Origin of the sequence: Actinomadura sp. 21ATH (assembly GCF_041951345.1) — a bacterium.
Taxonomy (GTDB): domain Bacteria; phylum Actinomycetota; class Actinomycetes; order Streptosporangiales; family Streptosporangiaceae; genus Spirillospora.
In genome coordinates this window covers 233,016-251,080 of the sequence record NZ_JBGNUR010000010.1, presented here as the reverse complement: position 1 = coordinate 251,080, position 18,065 = coordinate 233,016, and the positions used below count along the sequence as shown (strand labels likewise).

At 69.6% G+C, this 18,065-nt stretch carries 20 protein-coding genes; 10 read left to right on the top strand and 10 right to left on the bottom strand.

Annotation, left to right across the window (positions count from 1 at the left end; all coding sequences use genetic code 11):
* The first annotated feature begins 80 nt into the window (after positions 1–80).
* Positions 81–1,037, top strand: a complete 957-nt coding sequence (locus ACA361_RS27355) for a hypothetical protein (protein ID WP_375016426.1) — start codon at positions 81–83, stop codon at positions 1,035–1,037.
* A 91-nt stretch (positions 1,038–1,128) separates the two neighbouring features.
* Here ACA361_RS27355 and trpC read toward each other — a convergent pair whose 3' ends face one another.
* Together trpC and ACA361_RS27345 are read right to left on the bottom strand one after the other, a co-directional pair.
* Positions 1,129–1,944, bottom strand: coding sequence for an indole-3-glycerol phosphate synthase TrpC (trpC, locus tag ACA361_RS27350; RefSeq protein ID WP_375016477.1), 816 nt, complete (start codon positions 1,942–1,944; stop codon positions 1,129–1,131).
* A gap of 176 nt (positions 1,945–2,120) precedes the next feature.
* The gene (locus tag ACA361_RS27345; RefSeq protein ID WP_375016424.1) at positions 2,121–2,786 is read right to left on the bottom strand and encodes an RNA polymerase sigma factor; all 666 of its coding nucleotides are present in this window, start codon (positions 2,784–2,786) and stop codon (positions 2,121–2,123) included.
* Between the two features lie 221 nt (positions 2,787–3,007).
* On the opposite strand from ACA361_RS27345, the gene ACA361_RS27340 reads away from it, so the two are divergent.
* Positions 3,008–3,208, top strand: coding sequence for a hypothetical protein (locus tag ACA361_RS27340; protein WP_375016422.1), 201 nt, complete (start codon positions 3,008–3,010; stop codon positions 3,206–3,208).
* Between the two features lie 461 nt (positions 3,209–3,669).
* Complete coding sequence (locus tag ACA361_RS27335) at positions 3,670–3,912, top strand: hypothetical protein (protein ID WP_375016420.1); 243 nt, start codon at positions 3,670–3,672, stop codon at positions 3,910–3,912.
* Positions 3,913–4,022: 110 nt separating this feature from the next.
* Here the strand turns inward: ACA361_RS27335 and ACA361_RS27330 are convergent, their stop codons facing one another.
* Positions 4,023–4,829 carry an SDR family NAD(P)-dependent oxidoreductase gene (locus ACA361_RS27330; RefSeq protein WP_375016418.1) on the bottom strand — a complete coding sequence of 269 codons (807 nt, stop codon included), beginning with the start codon at positions 4,827–4,829 and terminating at the stop codon, positions 4,023–4,025.
* A 92-nt stretch (positions 4,830–4,921) separates the two neighbouring features.
* Between ACA361_RS27330 and ACA361_RS27325 the strand changes: the two genes are divergently transcribed.
* On the top strand, positions 4,922–5,530 hold the full coding sequence (locus tag ACA361_RS27325) for a TetR family transcriptional regulator (RefSeq protein ID WP_375016416.1): 609 nt from the start codon (positions 4,922–4,924) through the stop codon (positions 5,528–5,530).
* Positions 5,531–6,037: 507 nt separating this feature from the next.
* Here ACA361_RS27325 and ACA361_RS27320 read toward each other — a convergent pair.
* Positions 6,038–6,607 carry a TIGR03086 family metal-binding protein gene (locus tag ACA361_RS27320; protein WP_375016414.1) on the bottom strand — a complete coding sequence of 190 codons (570 nt, stop codon included), beginning with the start codon at positions 6,605–6,607 and terminating at the stop codon, positions 6,038–6,040.
* A 64-nt stretch (positions 6,608–6,671) separates the two neighbouring features.
* Between ACA361_RS27320 and ACA361_RS27315 the strand changes: the two genes are divergently transcribed.
* The gene (locus ACA361_RS27315; RefSeq protein WP_375016413.1) at positions 6,672–7,415 is read left to right on the top strand and encodes a DUF6597 domain-containing transcriptional factor; all 744 of its coding nucleotides are present in this window, start codon (positions 6,672–6,674) and stop codon (positions 7,413–7,415) included.
* Positions 7,416–7,459: 44 nt separating this feature from the next.
* On the opposite strand, the gene ACA361_RS27310 is transcribed toward ACA361_RS27315, so the two are convergent.
* Entirely contained in the window at positions 7,460–7,783 is a 324-nt protein-coding gene (locus tag ACA361_RS27310; protein ID WP_375016411.1) for a winged helix-turn-helix transcriptional regulator, read from the bottom strand.
* 150 nt (positions 7,784–7,933) lie between these two features.
* On the opposite strand from ACA361_RS27310, the gene ACA361_RS27305 reads away from it, so the two are divergent.
* On the top strand, positions 7,934–8,512 hold the full coding sequence (locus ACA361_RS27305; protein WP_375016409.1) for a carboxymuconolactone decarboxylase family protein: 579 nt from the start codon (positions 7,934–7,936) through the stop codon (positions 8,510–8,512).
* Positions 8,513–8,619: 107 nt separating this feature from the next.
* Here the strand turns inward: ACA361_RS27305 and ACA361_RS27300 are convergent, their stop codons facing one another.
* Positions 8,620–9,054 carry a LysR substrate-binding domain-containing protein gene (locus ACA361_RS27300; protein ID WP_375016407.1) on the bottom strand — a complete coding sequence of 145 codons (435 nt, stop codon included), beginning with the start codon at positions 9,052–9,054 and terminating at the stop codon, positions 8,620–8,622.
* Between the two features lie 313 nt (positions 9,055–9,367).
* On the opposite strand from ACA361_RS27300, the gene ACA361_RS27295 reads away from it, so the two are divergent.
* Positions 9,368–9,673, top strand: a complete 306-nt coding sequence (locus ACA361_RS27295) for a DUF1330 domain-containing protein (protein WP_375016405.1) — start codon at positions 9,368–9,370, stop codon at positions 9,671–9,673.
* 202 nt (positions 9,674–9,875) lie between these two features.
* Here ACA361_RS27295 and ACA361_RS27290 read toward each other — a convergent pair whose 3' ends face one another.
* From ACA361_RS27290 to ACA361_RS27280, 3 genes are all read right to left on the bottom strand, one after another.
* Complete coding sequence (locus ACA361_RS27290) at positions 9,876–11,006, bottom strand: NAD(P)/FAD-dependent oxidoreductase (RefSeq protein ID WP_375016404.1); 1,131 nt, start codon at positions 11,004–11,006, stop codon at positions 9,876–9,878.
* Between the two features lie 77 nt (positions 11,007–11,083).
* Positions 11,084–11,956: an RNA polymerase sigma factor SigJ gene (gene sigJ, locus ACA361_RS27285; RefSeq protein ID WP_375016402.1), complete on the bottom strand. Its 873-nt coding sequence runs from the start codon at positions 11,954–11,956 to the stop codon at positions 11,084–11,086.
* A gap of 325 nt (positions 11,957–12,281) precedes the next feature.
* Entirely contained in the window at positions 12,282–12,623 is a 342-nt protein-coding gene (locus ACA361_RS27280; protein WP_375016400.1) for a branched-chain amino acid transporter permease, read from the bottom strand.
* Between the two features lie 282 nt (positions 12,624–12,905).
* On the opposite strand from ACA361_RS27280, the gene ACA361_RS27275 reads away from it, so the two are divergent.
* Positions 12,906–13,868, top strand: coding sequence for a MerR family transcriptional regulator (locus ACA361_RS27275; RefSeq protein ID WP_375016398.1), 963 nt, complete (start codon positions 12,906–12,908; stop codon positions 13,866–13,868).
* A gap of 576 nt (positions 13,869–14,444) precedes the next feature.
* A complete protein-coding gene (locus ACA361_RS27270) occupies positions 14,445–15,200 on the top strand; it encodes a hypothetical protein (protein ID WP_375016396.1) in 756 nt (251 codons plus the stop codon).
* A gap of 226 nt (positions 15,201–15,426) precedes the next feature.
* Here the strand turns inward: ACA361_RS27270 and ACA361_RS27265 are convergent, their stop codons facing one another.
* Positions 15,427–16,077, bottom strand: coding sequence for a DUF4352 domain-containing protein (locus ACA361_RS27265; RefSeq protein WP_375016394.1), 651 nt, complete (start codon positions 16,075–16,077; stop codon positions 15,427–15,429).
* 551 nt (positions 16,078–16,628) lie between these two features.
* On the opposite strand from ACA361_RS27265, the gene ACA361_RS27260 reads away from it, so the two are divergent.
* Positions 16,629–18,023, top strand: a complete 1,395-nt coding sequence (locus ACA361_RS27260; protein WP_375016392.1) for a helix-turn-helix transcriptional regulator — start codon at positions 16,629–16,631, stop codon at positions 18,021–18,023.
* The last annotated feature ends 42 nt before the right edge of the window (positions 18,024–18,065 follow it).

Here is an 18,065-nt window from a genome sequence, read left to right as displayed (position 1 = left end):
GGCGTTCCTTGCCATGGACAGCTCCCGCGCCGGCTCGCGCGCGGGCATCCGGTCGGACCGGCCCGCTACGGTATCTTCCCGTGGAAGACACTCTCCACGAGATGCCCGCGTCGTGGCTGGAAAAGGTTCATCCACGACGCGGCGGCCGATACGTTCCCAAGGTCGAACTCGACCGGTCCGCGCCCCAGCGGCTCGCCGACTGGATCCACCGTGAGACGCAGCGGGTCGAGGAGGCGATCCGGAGGAGCGCGAGGCCCGACCTGGTCGAGAGCGCCCGCCGCTACCTGAACGGCGAGGTCGACGCGACGGGAGCGGCGGCCGTTTTCCACGTGCTCGCCCTGCCTGTCTGCGACCCCGGATCCCCGGCCTGGGTCGCCGACGCCCTGACCTGCGAGCACGGCCTTCCGTTCGCCGCGTCGGCAACGGCCCGGACCGGTGATCTCGTGCTGGGTGACCACCGGTACGTCTCCGAGCCGGAGGCGTTTCTCCGCCGCATGCGGACGTTGCTGGCCGTCGCGGACGACAACGACCACGCGGCCGCGGTCGAGGCCCTGGCGCTTTGCATGGAGTCGTACAGGGCGGCCAGGCAGGCCACCTACCTGGCCCCCACCCGGCACGACTGGGTCGAGATGTGCCTCGACCGCGAGATCCGGAGCAGGCTGCCAGTACCCCGATGGGAGGTGATGTGCTCGCTGGGCACACCCGAGCACGCCGACCTGTGCGCGACCGCGCCCCCCCCGCAACCTGTGGATCAGCACCGACGTGGTCGCCACCATCGTCGACGGTCCGCGGTCAGCAACCGGTGTGGTCGCTGGGGGCGTAGCGGTTCCGTATCCGCCCGATCTTTCCCGATTACCGCGGGGACCCCGTTTCTTGAGAGACGTTTCTGCGCGATCAAAGATCCGGGGCGGTGCGGCCGCGAGCAGGCCCGCCCGCGTCGTGCGTCGGTTGTCGGGCTGCTTAGGCCCGTCTCACGTCCGGGGTATCGCCACTGTCGGGCCCCTGCCCGAACCGCGACCGTTCCCGGCGATCACTGATGCGGAGGAGTTCACCGAAATGCCTTGCGGCGACGGCCCGTTCGACCGGCGCGGTGACCTGGGCTCGGTCCCTTAGGGGCAGATCGATCCGTCAACCATTCTGCCACGGGGCCGTGTGGGCCCCGGCCGTGACCAGTTGCGCAACGGCGGCGCGCGGGTCGCCACTGACGACCAGGCTCTCGCCCACCAGCACCGCATCGGCGCCCGCCGAGGCGTAGACCAGCAGGTCTCCCGGGCTACGCACGCCGGACTCGGCGATTTTAACGACGTCCTCGGGGATCAGCGGGGCAAGCCGGGCGAAGACGTCACGGTCGACCTCCAAGGTCTTCAGGTTGCGCGCGTTGACCCCGATGACCTTGGCGCCCGCGTCCAGGGCGCGGGCCACCTCCTCCTCGGTGTGCACCTCGACCAGCGGGGTCAGCCCGAGCGACTCGGCCCGCTCCACCAGCGACACCAGGGCATCCTGGTCCAGCGCGGCAACGATCAACAGGGCCAAGTCCGCGCCGTAGGCCCGCGCCTCCCACAACTGGTAGGAGGTGACGATGAAGTCCTTGCGCAGCACCGCGACGTCGACGTTGGCGCGCACTGCGGCCAGATCGTCCAGGCTGCCGCCGAACCGCCGCCCTTCGGTCAGCACACTGATCACCTTGGCGCCGCCCGCCTCGTATTCGCGGGCCAGGGCCGCCGGGTCGGCGATCGCGGCCAGCGCACCCTTGGACGGGCTGCTGCGTTTGACCTCGGCGATGACCGACACACCTGATTCGCGCAGCGCCGCCAGCGCGTTGCGCGGCGGGTCGGCCCGGCTGGCCTTGGCCTTGAGGTCGTCGAGCGACACCGCCTGCTGCCGCCTGGCGATATCGGCCCGGACACCGTCCATGATCTCGTCGAGCACCGTCGGTCGGGCCACGTCGCTCGGCGCGATCCGGGCCCGCCCGATATCGGCCCGCTCGACTGCTGCTGCGGCGTCTTCCGCACGAACACGGGCGCTCAACTGCCGGGTGGTTTGATCACCGAGCGTGCTGGCCGCGAGCAGCACGTCGAGTTCTTCCGCATCATCAGACTCGTTCACGGGGTCGGGTGCGTTCACGACGGGTTGCCTCCCTTCGCCCGGCGGCGGTGGCGGTAGAGCAGCCCTTCGACGGAGCGGGCCGTGGTGCCGTCCCCCAGCACCTCGGCGATCTCCGCATATTCGTAGCCGTCGGCGGCCAGAACCACCACAGCCTGGAGCCTGGCATCGCCCAGGTTCCGCAGGGCTTGCCTCGCCTGGTCCCTGATCACCGCGATCTCCTCAGGACCAGGCGAGGACTCCATCAGCCGTTCGTCGGGTTCTGCGGGGCGTTGGTCCCACTGATCCAGCGAGCGGTGCCATGCGCGGTACGGCTCGGTGAACTGGTAGACACAGCCCCGGATGAAGTAGGTCTTCAGCCCTGCCCCCCGGTCAGCGTCCCACTTGCCCGCGACCAGATGGCGGTGAAGCCGATTCATCGCCCGAGCCACCGTTTCCAAAGTCAGCTCGAACTGGTCCTCCCGAGACCAGTCGAGCGGCGGCGGCAGTCTTATCCCCACCTCAGCACACTTCACGAAGATCAGCCCCGACCGTAGCCAGGCCTGGAGCACAGCGATCCCGTAGCGCGCCATCTCGTTGGCGAACGCATGGTAGGCGGGACCACCGAAGCCCTTGGCCGCCAGAAACTCCACCAACTGCCGGTCGGCCTTGAGCCGCGCGGCGTCATCGAGGCCGTCCCCCATCCGCTCCTCTTTCGCCCCGCCTGCCTGATCGTGGTCATTGCATCCCACACCGTCTCTGGAGATTCCGCTCCGTCTTCACAGTGATAGGGCCCTCGGCAGCCGCACCCCACAGAACCTCAGAATCAGGCCCGACCCGGCCACCTGCGTGGGCTAGGAGAGCGCATCACCCTATGCCTTCGGCAGAAGGATAACCAGCAAACCACAGGACCGAAGGAGCGGTGATGATCGGACCCGAACCCAAGGACAAGTCCCTGATGAGCACCAGGGCGGCCCTGGTGACGCTGTTCGCGGCGCTCGCCGGGATCGGTGCGGGACTGCTCACTCTCGCATCCGATCGTGGCGCGGCCGACTCCATCCTGGCCGGCTGCGGCGTCGCCGGAGCCGCACTCGCGCTCTTCAACCAGGTCATTTCCGATGACTGAAGCAGCGCTGGGCTCTTGACCGCCACCCTCAGTAGCTGTGGCAGGAGTTCAGAAATCCGAGCCGGCGATTCGAAACCGACAGTCCGCACGCCGGTCCAGGCCGCCTGGGAATGTCAAGAATAGTTCGGAAAGTACGGCTGTCGCTCACCGGCCGCCCGCCGGATCCGACGGGCGGCCAGCGTGCGGTTCAGGTGGGTCAGCGATGCGGGAGCGTTCCGGCGTGCGAGAGAAGACAAAGCCGGTCTGTTGTCGACAGCTCTGGCGGGTGCGTGATCTCGCGACGGGCCCAGAGGGCTTCTAGAGTCGTGACGAAGGCGAGGCACGGCCGCCACTCAAGGCGCATGTCCTAATTGTCCAACTCTTCAAAAGTGCTCCAAATCGTATTACTCGCTCGTAGAACACCAGGCCAGCCAGCCTGCTCCCGCGCACGCGGGGATGGTCCCGGCCAGGCGACCGCGGGCGTGGCACTGGCCCGGTCGGGCGACACCTACCGTGTGCTCGTCGAGGGTGACCTGTTCGATCAGGCGGCCCCAGAGCGGGCATCCGAGGAGCGCGAGGAACTTCGGGCCCGGCAGCGTTCGGCGAACCTCACCCGGGAGGAACGCAACGAGGTACGCCGCACCCAGATCATGGAGCACCTTGGTAAGGCCGCCGACATCGTCAAGCAACTCGGCGAGGAGGCCCCCGACCACCCCGCCAAGTGACCGAGCACCCGTTCGGCACCCGCGCCGACTGGAAACTGATGCGGGCCAAGATCAACGACCTCAACGACACCTTGGTGAACGTAATCCCGCCTGAGCTCGCGGGTGGCGTCTCAGTGTCCCGTTGCGGTGCGGTCCATGATGGAGCCGATGGTCATGGTCATCCGGCGGCGGCCGGCCAGCCGTCCCACGTGCGCCATCAGCCGGTTCCGCCTGCCAGTGATCACGCTGGGTGGCGGGTTGCGCCGGTCCAGAGCCCGCAGGGCGATCTCGACGACCTCCTCCGGGTGCATCCGCCCGGTGCCGCCGTCGGCCCCGTCCCCGGCGACGTCAAAGAACTCGGTCTCGGTCGCGCCTGGTGACAGCGCCATCACGCGCAGCCCGCTGCCGCGCGACTCGTACCACAGCGCCTCGGTGAAGCTCAGCACGAACGCCTTGGTCGCGCCGTAGACGGCCATGGTCGGGGTGGCCTGGTAGGCGGCCATGCTGGCGACGTTGACCAGCACGCCGCCGGGCCGAGTCCGCAGCCGTTCGATGAACACGCGGCTGAGTTCGGTCAGGCTGGTGACGTTGACGGCGATCTCGGCGGCCAGCCGCTGCGGGTCGGCTCGGTGAAAGGCGATGTTGGTGGCGAACCCGGCGTTGTTCACCAGGCTGGTCACCGTGAGGCCCCGCCCGGTCAGGGTGGCGTCGAGTTCGGCTGCGGCACCGGGGGCGGCCAAGTCCACGGCGATCGGGGTGGCGGTGACGCCGTACGCCGTCGCGAGGTCGCCGGCGAGCCCCTCCAGTCGGTCCAGGCGGCGGGCGGCGAGCACCACGTCGGAGCCGCGGGCGGCGAGCCGCCGGGCGAACTCGGCTCCGATGCCCGAGCTGGCGCCGGTGATGAGGGTGGTCTGGCCGTGGTAGTCGACCGGTGTCATGACGTCTCCAAGGTTCGGCGCAGGATGTAGTGGCACCGTAGGTCCGCTTGGCACTGAGTGTCAAACAGTCACTGAGGCCTTAAGATGTGAGGATGGGGGATTCCATCGAGCACAAGCTGTGGGCGCGCACCCGCCAGGCCGTCCACGCCGAAGTCGCCCGCACCGCGATGGAGCTGTTCCTGGAGCGCGGCTTCGAGGCGACGACCATCGACGACATCGCCGCCGCGGCCGGCATCTCCCGCCGCTCCTTCTTCCGGTACTTCGGCACCAAGGAGGACCTCGTGCTGGGCGACCTGGCCGCCCACGGCGAACGGATCCGCGAACTACTGCAGGCCCGGCCCGACAGCGAGGACGCCTGGACCGCGCTGCTCAACGCGCTGCTCAACGCCCCTCGCCTCGGCCGAGACCAGGCGACCATGCTGAAGATCTCCAAGATGCTCTACGGGACACCGTCACTGCGCGCCCGCAGCATCGAGAAGCACTTGCACTGGCAGGCACTGCTCACCCCCGAGATCCGCCGCCGCCTCGGCGCCGCGCCCGGCGACGGGCAGGACCTGCGCGCCGACGCGATCGTCGCCTGCGTGCTCGCCTGCCTGGACGTCGCCGGCGAGGCGTGGACCCGAAGCGAGGGCGCCGAACCCCTGGAAGAACTGGTCATGGCGGCCATCACGGCAGTACGCCAGAGCACGCCGGGCACCTGAACGCCCCGCACTCTCGGCCACCGACGGCTCCTGCGGGGAACCGGCCATCGCGGGTGACCTGCTCATCAGAGAGAAATTCGAAGGGCATGGGCCCCGCCGGGCGCCCCCAAGCGCCTTCGGGGGAGGCCCCACGGCCACCCGCGCTGGGCCTGGCACCACGCCTTCCCCGAAGGGCCTCACCGCCCGGGAGGGGCGAGGGGATCCGGCAGCTCCGCTGGCCGAGGGGGTGGCGAGATGCCCAGGACGAGGGACCATCCCCGCGCGCGCGGGGCGCGGACGAAAGTCTCAGCCTCACAGAACGAAACGGCCCCGGAGCTGGCATGCCCCGGGGCTCTTGTTCGTTACGGAGGTCGGTCTGCTGTGACCGCTGGGGCCGAAGGGACGGGAGCCAGGAGAGTGCCTCGGCCGCCGGGGCCGGTTCGTGGTGGTGTCGGTGTCGTGAGTGCCGGGGGTTCAGGCTGCGGGTGGGGTGATGTGCCCGGTCGATCCGGCATGACCGGTCGGTGATTACGCCCAGGCGGGATCACGGCCGGTCAGGCCGAGGATGCGGTCCAAGGCGGGTGCGTCGGCCGGCACCGCGACCTGCGGTCCGTACATGCCCATCTCCCGCCCCTGCTCCACGTTGGCGAACACCGTGTCGTGCAGATGTGCCAGCAGGTCGGCGGGCAGTTGCAGGCGCTGCCCGGTGGCGACTGCCAGGTCCCAGGCGTGCATGGCCAGCTCGCCGGTGATCATGTCGCCCAGGACGGGTGCGGGCAGCGTGTGCGGTGTGCCCATGCTCGTCTCGCCCTCCCAGGCGCTCGGCGGCGCCCACGACGAGGTGATGTCGTCCAGCAGGGCGAGCAGGCGGCCGCGCCAGTCGCCGGTCGTCAGGTCGATCTCGGACTCGGTGGCCGCCGGCTGCGGAACGGACTCCTTGCGGCCGCCGCCGGCGAGCGACGGCCCCCAGAACAGGAGGTGGTTGACCAGTGCCCGCACGTCGTATTCGGTGCACGGAGTCTTGTTGGAGAGCTGGGCGTCGTTGATGGGGCGGGCGACTGCCGCCATGGCTTCGGCGGCGTTGGACAGATGCGACATGGCGAGGAGGCTAGGTGGCGCCTGCCGGAGGGGTATTGGACAAAGGCGACATAAACTTTGCCGTGTGGGGCGGGACGTTCGTGAGCTGCGCGGTGCGTGGACCAGGTATCAGCGCCACACGTTCCACGACCCGTCGCCGGCGCTCGCGCCCTGGGTGGAGCGGTACTGGGAGGCTCGCTGGGACTACGCCGAGCCCTACCGACAGAAAATCGTGCCGTACCCGAATGTGCACCTGTCATTGGGCGGCGGCCGTGCGGACGTCAACGGCGTGTGCAGCGGCTACCGGATCAAGATCCTCCAGGGCCGCGGCCACGTCTTCGGTGTCGCGTTCCGGCCGGGCTGCTTCCGTCCGTTCCTGGGTGCCTCCGTTTCGACGATCACCGACCGGGTCGTCCCGGCGGCCGAGGTGTTCGGCCCGGACCTGCCCGCGACGCTCGACGTGCCGACCGTGGACGCGTTCCTGCTGGAGCACCTGCCAGACGACGACCCCCGGGTACGCCAGGTGGTGGCCGCGGTCGAGCTGATCGCCAAGGACAAGGCCGTGACCAGGGTCGAACACCTCGCCGGCGAGCTCGGGCTGAGCATGCGGGGGCTGCAACGGCTGTTCGCGGAGTACGTCGGCATCGGGCCCAAGTGGGTGATCCGCCGCTACCGCCTGCACGAGGTGACCGCACGCATGGCCGCCGGCGGGGCGATCGACTGGGCCGCGCTGGCGGCCGACCTCGGCTACGCCGACCAGGGCCACTTCATCCGCGACTTCAAGGCCATGTTCGGCGAGCAACCGACCTGGTACGCACAGCGGTACTAGCCCGCCTCCCCGGATCCGAGGGCGCGGGCCCGCACCGCGTTGATCTACTCCGGCCTCGGCAAGTGGGGAGGAGTCGAGGACGGAGACGCCTGAGGACTGGGGATAGGGGGTTGCCAGCGGTTGGCCCAGCGTTCGAGTCGCATGAGGTCTCTGCTGAGTTCCTGCCCGTCGGGGGTGAGGGTGTATCCGCGTTCCGCGCGCTGGACGATGCCGGCCTGGCCTAGTTCGGCGAGCCGTTGGGTGAGCACGCTGGAGGAGATGCCGTCACATCGCTGTTGGAGTTCGCGGAAGGTGGGCCCGGGGGTGTGGGTCAGTTCCCAGATGATGCGCAGTGCCCAGCGCCGACCGAGCAGATCGAGCAGGGCCATGATCGGCCGTCCGGTCCTCGATCCTCGGACCGGCCTGCCGGGCAGCGGCGTCGGCGGTCGGGTGTCTGGCTGGTCTGAGCCGGGTGTCACGGTGGCGCTCCCTCCCGCGAATGCTTCTGTTTCCGAAGCAAGCAATGCTACCGTGCCCCTGTGCCTCGATTTTCAAAGCAGACGGTACCGCCGCGCATCGCTCCCCTCGAACCGCCCTACGATGCCGAAACCGCCTCGGCCTTGGAGGCGCTGGGTCCGCCTATCGCCCTGTTCAGGATCTTCGCTCGTCGGCCGGAGCGGGCACGCGGCATTCACGGGTGGGGCCGGTACTACCTGTCACGCCAGTCGGCGCTGTCCTTGCGGCATCGCGAACTGGTGATCGACCGCACCACCGCCCGTTGTGGAGCCGAGTACGAATGGGGAGTCCACATGGCCACCTTCGCCGCAAAAGCCGGCCTTGACGCCGACCAGATCCGTTCCATCACCGTCGGGGCTCCGCACGACGCCTGCTGGACCGATCCGGCCGACCGCGCGGTGCTCCACGCCGTGGACAGCCTGTGTGACGCCAACGACGTGCCGGACGAACACTGGCAGGAACTGACCCGCACGATCGGCGAGGAAGCGGCCGTGGACCTTCTCCTGGTGTGTGGCTGGTATCACGCGATCTCCTTCGTCGCGCGCGTCCTGCGCCTTCCTCCCGAACCCGGCACCCCGGCCTTCGACGACCATCGGCGCTGAGATCGCCCGCTGGCCACCACGGGATCGCACGCGGGCGCAGGTACGGCTCGTCACCGTTAGCTGCACCTGGAGGGCAGCGGCGTCCGTCTCGCTTGACCTCTTGCGCGTCAGTCCGGCAACCAGTGCAGCTCGCGCGCCAGGGTTTCGGCGACGGCGCGGATGCGGTGGTGCAGTGGCGACTGCTCGCGTGGGAGGACCAGGTGGATCGTCAGGCTGGGCGCGCCCCGCAACGGTCGCCAGGTGAGACCGGCCGGTTGTGCCGTGGCCGCGGCCTCTCCGGCCGGGGCGAGTGTGACCCCGTCGCGCAGGTCGCGCTGAGACATGTCGAAAGAGACCGCGGGCGTGTGGAATCGGGGGTGTGGTCGGACGTCTCGAAACAATGCGGACAGCTGATCGTGGATCACGGGGTTGGCCGCACGGTCCGGGAGTCGCAGCGGATACGCGGCCGCGTCGGCGATCTCGATCTCCGGGTGTTCGGCCAGCGGATGGTGCTGCGCCAGTTGGACCCCGATGCGAGCACGCCGCAGCAGGAACCGGCGCACGCCACGGCCCGGCTGTTCACCGCGGGTGATCCCGGCATCGATGCGGCCGTCGCGGCCGCGCGGGTGAAGTTCAACTCCTGCGCCAGCACCAGGAAGTACCGCAGGCTTACCGTGTCCGGCGCCACGCGCCCTCCCGCCGATTGATAACGATCCGTTCTGAGGCTATCCCGTACCGGTCTTTCCCTCGACCGCACATCCAGCTCTAACCTGCACATATGACGATTCGACCGGCCGCAGCACTCATCGCCGGAATCGATCGATCTGAGCGTCAATTTCGGAGTCGGACGCGTCCGGCCGAACACGGGAGGTTTCCATGGCCAAGGGCTACTGGGTCAGCGTCTACCCCGCCGATTCCGACCCTGAAGGGCTGGCTGCCTACGACGAGCTGGCCGGTCCGGCCGTCCAGGCCGGGGGCGGGCGCAACCTGGCCCTCCTCCCGTCCCGCGGCGGTCGAGTCGTCGCCCACGAGGCCGGAAACACGCAACGCGTCGTTCTGATCGAGTTCGACAGCTTTGAACAGGCCGTCGCGGCGTACGAGAGCGAGACGTACCAGAAGGCGCTGGTGGCCCTCCCCGACGGCTTCGAGCGCGACTTCCGCATCATCGAAGGCATCGGCTGACCGGCGAGCCCGGCCATCACCGCTCTGCGAGACGCGACGAACCCGTCGGCCTGCGGCGGCGACGTGAACGTGGACGAGCAGGTTCCACGCTAAGGAAGAGCGCTTTCCGTAGATGGCGCAGGCCGGTCGACGAAGTACCCGGGGTACACCAAGGACTTCACCGAACCCGGTGGACTTCAGCTCAGGACCTGCGCTCGCAGCGTCACCGTCTTGCTCGGCAGAATCCCGCCACCGCTTCGGGGTGCCGCATCGCGAACACCGTGCCGCGCACGACGGCCTCCTTGACGCGCGCCGCCGCGCGTCCGGTCAGGACGGCCCGATCGATCGGCGTGTCGTCGGCGCGGCTGAACTGGACCAGCGCGTCGTGGCGCCCCAAGCTGAGGCACTGCCCGACGTACCGCAGCCGCGCCGGCCGCGGCTCGCGGCCCTGGGCGAGGGCCGCGGCGGCCGTCCCGCCGTGCAGGCCCATCGGGAGGCCGATCTGGCAGGACATCCGCGCCGGGCGGCCCCGCACGGGGAGCACGGCGGCGTCCCCGACGGCGATCACGTCCGGGTGGCTCCGCGCCCGGAGCGTCCCGTCCACGCGGACGCGCCCGCGCTCGTCGACGTCCAGCCCGGCGTTGGCGGCCAGCGACGGGGCGCGGAACCCGGCGGCCCACACGACCGCGTCCGCCGGCAGGTACCGGCCGTCCTCCAGCGTCAGGCCGTCCGCGGCGATCTTGGCGACCGGCGCGTTCTCGTGCACGGCGACGCCCATCCGCTCGAACGTCCGGTGCAGGTAGCGGCGCGCGCGGGGGCCGAGGCCGGCGCCGAGCGACCCGGCGGTCACCAGGGCGACGCGCAGCCCCGGCCGGGCCTCGGCCAGCTCGGTCGCCGACTCGATCCCGGTCAGGCCGCCGCCGATCACGGTCACCGACGCGAGCCCCGGCAGGCGGTCCCGCAGCGACCCGGCGTCGGCCGCGCCCGCGACCGTCAGGGCATGCTCGCGCGCCCCCGGCACCACGTCCAGGTCGGCGGTGCTGCCGAGCGCGTAGACGAGCGTGTCGTAGCCGAGATCGGCGGCGCCGTCCAGGCGGACGGTCCGGGCGTCCAGGTCGAGACCCGCCGCGCGGGCGACGACGAGGTCGACGCCCGTCCCGGCGAGCAGACCCGCCAGCGGCAGGTCCGCGGGCTTCTGCCCGACAGCGAACTGGTGGAGCCGGACGCGCTCGACGAAGCGGTCGGACGCGTTGACGAGCGTCACCCGCGCGTCCCGCCCGGCGGCATGGGCCGCGCGCTTGGCCGCGCCGAGCCCCGCGTACCCCGCGCCGAGCACCACGATGCGGTGATTCATGCTTCCTCCTCGATCGAGTTCCGGAAGCTGAACCGGCCAGGGCCCGGATCCGTGACGACCCGCGCGCGTGACACCGCTCACACGAGCTGCGCCGCGACGAACGCCAGCTTGCGCGGCGCCAGGACCGTCCGCACACCCGCGACCCTCCCGCCCTCGACCTGCACCGTCAGCACGCCGTACAGCGCGTCCCCGAACCACAGCAGGACGGCCGGCTCCCCGTTGACCTCCGCGATCCGGCTCGTCACCAGCGCCGCCTCCGGCCGCGCTGCCAGCCCGGCCAGGTACCGCAGGACGGTCGCGCGCCCCACGATCGGGCGCCGCGCGGCCGTCCCCTCGCCGCCGCCGTCCGTCACCGTGACGACGTCCTCGGCCAGCAGCCGCTCGAGCGCCGCGACGTCCCCGTCCAGCGTCGCCTCGAAGAACGTCTCGACGATCCGCCGGTGCTGGCCGGCGTCGACGTCGCGCCTCCGGCCGTCCTCCCCGACGTGCGCGCGCGCCCGCCGGTGGAGCTGGCGGGAATGGTCCTCCCCGATGCCGAGGATCTCCGCGATCTCCCGGTGCGGATGCCCGAACGCCTCCCGCAGGATGAACACCGCGCGCTCCGCCGGGGACAGCCGCTCCAGGAGCACCAGCATGCCCAGCGACACCGACTCCCGCTGCTCCGCCGTCTCCAGCGGCCCCAGCGCCCCGTCCGCGGTCAGCACCGGCTCCGGCAGCCACGGGCCCGCGTAGCTCTCCCGCCGCACCCGCGCCAGCGACAGCCGGTTGAGGCACAGGTTCGTCACCACCGTCGTCAGCCACGCCGCCGGCACCTCGACGCGGCCGGCCTTGTTCCACCGCAGATAGGCGTCCTGCAGGACGTCCTCGGCCTCGGCCGCCGACCCCAGCATCCGGTACGCGAGCCCCATCAGCCGGGGCCGCTCCCCCTCGAACACCTCGACGTCCGCCATGGCGCCGACAATAGGGTCAGACGCCGAAGAATCGGCAGGCGGGGGGCGAGCCCGCGGATCTCGACGCCACCGCGCGGCGCCGTTCCCACCCGAGGCCGTGCTGGTAGGCGGGCGGGTCGTGATGGACAGGCCCGGCCCGCCCGCCGACCCTGACCGCGACCTCGGCTCGCTCCGGCTCCTCCAGGCCGGCGGCGTCCGGCTGGCCGACGAGGTCGCCTGCCAGGCCCGTGAACCCTGCGGCAGGTGTTCGGCATGGCCGAGGAAATGCTCGGCTACACCCGGCCGGGCGGCGAGATCCTCGTGGTGGACGAATCCGGCGAACCAGTCACCCCCGGCACCGTGAACGCGAGAACTGATCAGGCCGCCGCCGGTCTGTCAGTGAGTGAAGACCGTGCTGGCCGGGATGACGTGAACGGTGGGTGCCGCCGAGGATGCTGAGCAGGGCGTTGCGGCGCCACAGGTGCAGGGCCATGGTGACGGCCAGGGCGGTCAGCGGGGCCAGCGCGCGTGGTTGATCGAGCGGTACTTCGCGCAGGCAGTAGACGTTCAGGATGATCATGACCTCGGCGGGCGGCCAGGCCGCTGAGGACGGCCAGCGCCGGGGTGGATCGTTCGCCGCACAGGTCGCGGAGGGCGTCCATCCCAGGACGGTGAACAGTGCGGTCAAGGCGAAGTCGAGGCCGGTGACGCCGTCGGGCAGGAGGGAGCCGAGGAACGCTCCGGCGGTCGCGCTTCAGCCACGCTGGCCCCTGCTAAGCCCGCCAACGAGACCTCTTGTTCCAATACTGATCGTCCTCTCTTCCATGCCGGGTTCGGGGTGCCGTGCGATCGCGTGCGGCGGAGCGTTGAGCTTGCAGGTCAGGGGCGGGTCGTACCAACTTCTGAGATGCGGCGTTGACCTGGCCCCGCGGGGCCGGGTTTACGGTCGGTCGCGTGCGATGGAGGGAACATGCGGGCTAGTGAGGCGGCCAAGGCCGCGGGTGTCACCAGGAAGGCCTTGCGGTACTACGAGGAGGCCGGGCTGCTCACGCCCAGCCGTCTGGCCAACGGCTACCGGGAGTACTCACCGACCGACGTCCGGCTGGCGGCCGAGATTCGCAGCCTGACGGCGATCGGGCTCACCCCCAGGGAGACCAGGCCCTTCCTGGAGTGCCTGCGCGGTGGGCACGGCAGCGGTGACGACTGCCCGGAGTCGCTGGCGGCCTACAACCAGAAGATCCGCGCGCTCGACCGCCTGATCGCCCGTCTTACCCACACTCGCCACCAGCTGGCCGAGCAGCTGCGCGCCGCGGCCGGCCGACCCATGAGCGACGACCAGGAGGATTCCATGCCGTCCCCAGAATCCATGCTGCCCGCAGCCGACCCCCTGCCGGACGACCTGCCGGCACCGGCCGACGACGGAGCCGCCGATCATCTGTCCGGCCGACAGCTGCCGCCGCTGACGTTCCTTGCGACCGACGGCTCGCAGGTCCGTCTGGACGCGGCCTGCGCCGGGCGGTGGATCCTGTTCATCTACCCGCTCACCGGTGACCCGGCGGCCGACATCCCCCAGGGATGGAACGAGATTCCCGGCGCGCGCGGTTGCAGCCAGGAGGCGTGCAGTTTCCGCGACAACCTCGCCGAGCTGCGCTCGTGCGGCGTCGATCAGGTGATCGCGCTGTCGTCTGACCGCGCGGAATATCAGCAGGCGCTCGTGCGGCGGCTGCACCTGCCCTATCCGCTGCTGTCGGATCCCGACCACTACCTGAGCCGAATCCTGGACCTGCCGACGTTCGAGGCCAACGGCACGACCCTGTACAAGAGGATCACCCTGGTCATGCGCGGCGCGACGATCGAGCACGTGTTCTACCCGATCTTCCCGCCGGACACCCATGCTCAACAGGTCGTGGAATGGCTGCGCGAACGGTCATGAACGGCCGGCGGTCGGTGGGCGACCGGCAGCCGTAGCACGCTCATGCTCGACCCCGACACCGGTGATGTCGTCGCGGCGGCGGCGATGGCCGGACCGGACGAGGTCGAGCGGGCGCTCGGCGCCGCCGCGGCCGGGTGACACCGCGGCAAGCGACGCTGATGTCCCCGGGGGGCGGGGTTCGTGCATCGTGATCCGGGGGGAGTCGTCGTAGCAGTCACCCCCTAACAACGACCCGCTGAACCTGGCCACGCTCGCGGACCGTGCCGTGCGGCTGCACAGCGGAGAGCTGTGCTGCCCCGGCCTGTGGATCGCTGCCGTCGATGATGGGCATGAACGGAGCCGAGCGTGATCGGCGAACGCCGCAGACCAGGTTGCGCGCCGCCGAGGCGGCTCGGTCCGGCTGGGACCGTGTCGGGCTGCCGCTGTCCAATCCAAGCGGACCTGTCGGCATTAACACGCACCTATCGGTGTTCATGTCGGTGCTCGTGGAATCTGTCTGCGCGCAGCGTCAAGCACGGCCAAAGTGGAGGCGAGGCGCTAACTTTCGTTCAATACGCGGAGCGGAACATCGCCCGCATGATGATCAATGTGCCGCACATCCTCACCAAGTCATCCCCCAAGCACGCCGACGACGGCTACTTCCTGTCCTTGCTTCACCGGCTGGGCGGCGTCGCCATGCTGATCTCGCCGCTACTGCTGCTGGTCGGGGAATCGATACGGATCCAGGCCCGCCGTCTCGTACCCGACGGGCCGTCCACCGGATTCGACTACCCGGGGCAACTGGCCGCCTACCAGAACCATCCCGCGCTCATGACGGCGTCCTACGTCATCTTCGCCCTCGGCTGGTTCGCCCTGTGGCCAGCGTTTCTCTCGCTCGCCGCCCTGATCGGCAGGACGAGACCCTGGTGGGGACTGCTGGGCGGCGCGTCCGCCTTCACCGGGCTCATCGCCCTGGCCTTCTACGAGGGCATCAACCACCTCGCCTTCCAACTGGTGGACCAGCAAGGCCTGACCACCGCCACAGCGTTCGTCGACGACGCCTACGCCTCGCCCAACCTCGCGTACGCGCTGACCGCCGCCTACAACCTCGGCTGGATCGTCCTGGCAATCGGCGCCTACCTCTCCCGCACCCTTGGCCCGTGGCAATCCCTCTGCCTCGCCCCAATGGCCCTGCACGCCACCGGAGTACTCAAAGCAGGTGAACCACACGGCATCGCCTTCATCCTGGCCCTCGTGATCGCGTTCATCCCGCTGGGCCTCTCCCAAGTACGCGGCGCAACTCCCGCCCTCCACGTAACGCCTCACCGACCGGGAATCGACGCCACTACGTGACGCACCGACACGTTCGCGCAAACAGCGGCGCCCGACATTGTCAACTCAACCTGCCAGCGTGCAGATCGGCGTATCCCGCCTCGACAGCTTCGACCTACGGAGCCACGCCCTTGCCGGACCGGGTCGCTCAGGCCGCCCGCCGCGCCGTCCAGCGCGGGGCAGCCCGGGCGTTCCCGCTGTGTTCTGCTGGCCGAGGCCTGGCGCGAGCCTGCCCCGTTGGCATCGGCTACTTGAGCGACACTGTCACTCCACTGCTAAAGGCCGAGTCGTGCAACTCGATGCTGGCCGGCGTGGTGTCCTGCGGGACATCGAAAAGGACCACGCCTTGTACCTGGTTTCCAGGGTTGATCTGTTCGTACAGCGAGGTGGAGTCTTGGAGGTAGGCGGCGGCCTCGTCATCAGCGGAGTACTGGTTGCCGGCGGAATCGAAGAGTTTCTGGTCGCTGCCGCTGAAGCTCTGGGCCTGGTCTCCGACGTTCTTTACGGTGACGTGCACGAGAACGAACTGGCCCTGTGACTGCTTGCTCAGGTATTGGTCTCCGACCTGTTCTCGGGTGGAAGTTCGGGTCACGGTGAACTCGAATCTCCCGTCTCGCACGGGAGTTCCGATGGCGCCTGATGTCTGCGCGTCCTGCTGTCCGCCGCCTCCCGGTGAGGTGGTGCGGGTGTCGTCGCCGCCGCTGATGGCGACGGCGAGCACGCCGGCCAGTATGGCGGTTGCGAGCCCGATATAGCCGAGCACCAGGCCTGCGATCGCGAGCCCCTTGCCCGCCGCGCCCGTCCTCTTGATCTGAGCTACCGCCAGGTGTCCGCATATGACGGCGAGGATGCTTCCCAGCCAGAAGATCCACAAGATGCCCAGGACGAATGAAGCCACGGCGAGCTTGTTGGTTCCAGAAGCCGGCCGAGGGGGCGGCCCTCCTTGCGGGGCCTGATGCGGATAGGTAGGTGCGGCCATTATTGTCCCTCCACGGATCTGTTGTGGGGGACATAAACACGATACCGCCGACCGCGGAACCTCTCCAGCGCGTGCCAGGGATTTTGCCGGTGTTTCCCGGACCAGCCGGGCGCGACTGCGGGCGCGGGCGTACTCGGTGTGCAGGTCGGGCTGCCATGTCCGGGCGAGCGGCTCGGCGGTTCCCTAACGCAATCACGCGGCCGCTGCTCGGATCCTCGCAGCCGCATCGCGGTACGCGCCGTCGGCACTCCTCACTCTCCTCATGAGCTCATGGTGAGTCCAAGCGGAACCCTCGGCCTGACAGGCGAACTTCCTGGCTCTGCGGCCTATCAACGGTCTCAAACAGCCCGTGGCTCCTCAGCGAAGGACACTCCGGAGTGTTGTAGATAGCATCATCGGGTATGCTGTAGATAACTACAGCGCATCTATCGAGAAGGGTGCAGCGTTTGCCCAGGTACACCTACCGGCCGGTGGCGAACGGCCTTCGCACCGACCACCCCATCCCCGACCTCGGGTTCGTCGACGACTCCCACATTCCGCTGGATGACCCGGCCGCGATCGAGGCGGTCGGACGCCATCCCGGCAGCGAGATGTGGGGCCGGGAGGACCGCTGCCGCGATGGCGGCTGGGTCGCCTTCACCACCGACCCGCTCCGTCACGATCTGGGATGGTGCGTGCGCTGGCATCCCGAACACGGCAGGTCAGTCGTGCTGTACCGCGACGACGACACCGCTGCGGTACACAGCGTTCTGGACGGGCCCGCCCTGCTGTTCCGCTCGGGCGGCTACTGGTGGGACGGCACCATCTGGTACCGCCCCTCCCAGGTATGGGACGCCGCCGGGGAGGACTACTACCTGCGCCCGGTCCCGGCCGCGACCACCGTCACCGCCGCCGACCTGCTGGACGACACCGCTCATCCGGACCGGGCGCAGGTACGAACCATCACCAGCATCGATCTCGACGCGCCTTCCGCACCCGCGAACTGGGCCGACGATCTGGCCCTGTGGGCGTCTCGCCGCCCTAGGCCCGCACACCTGGACCGGTGTGTGGTCAAGCTCGCCGCACCCGAACTCACCGGCGACCAGCTCATCGGCACCGCCCAGATGGCCACCGTGGCGGGCATGTCCGCCTCCACTTTGCGCGCCTACATCTCCCGCGGCGAGAGCGACGTACCGCTGCCGCAAGCCGTCCTGGGCAACCGCAGCCTGTGGTCCAGGCCCGTAGCCGAGGAATGGGCCGAACAACGTCGCCGCTCACACGAGGGTGTCACCGAATCCGTCTCCACCGACCAGACAAGTAGCTCTCACCCGGTCGGAGTAGCCGACCTGCTGGACCGCTTCACCCGGATGTTCACCACCCGCATGTGGGAGCGCCCCGACTACCGCAAACGCTGGGCCCTGCGCTGGCGCACCAAGTCCGCGGTGGAGGAGATCGCCAAGGACCTGGCGTGGGACGTGGCCGCCAACGTGAAAACGATCATCCCGGTCCCGGCGCTGGGCAGCACCGTCCGCCAAGCCTTCCTGGACGAGTTCTCCACCGGCCAGCAACTCGAGGCCAGCATCCACAACCGCAAAGTCCGGGAGGCCGCCAAAACGGGTGAGACCGTACCCGAGCCCGACCCGGTCTTCTACGGCATCGACCACTCCATCAGCCAGATGCTCGACTGGCTCATCCGGCACGAGCCGGCCACCGGGCGCCGCGTGATCGGCGAGATCATCGGTGAGGCCGAACGCCGGCTCAGCATCCCCCGACACGTCAGCCAGCGGTCCATCCGCACCGCCCTGGGGTTGGACGGCAAACTCGACGCCGACACCCTCAACGACTTCCTTGAACGCGTCTTCGACCCCTCCCACCCCGAGCCATAACCCGGGCGGCACCGAAAGCCCAAGCCTTGTCCCCACCCTCCG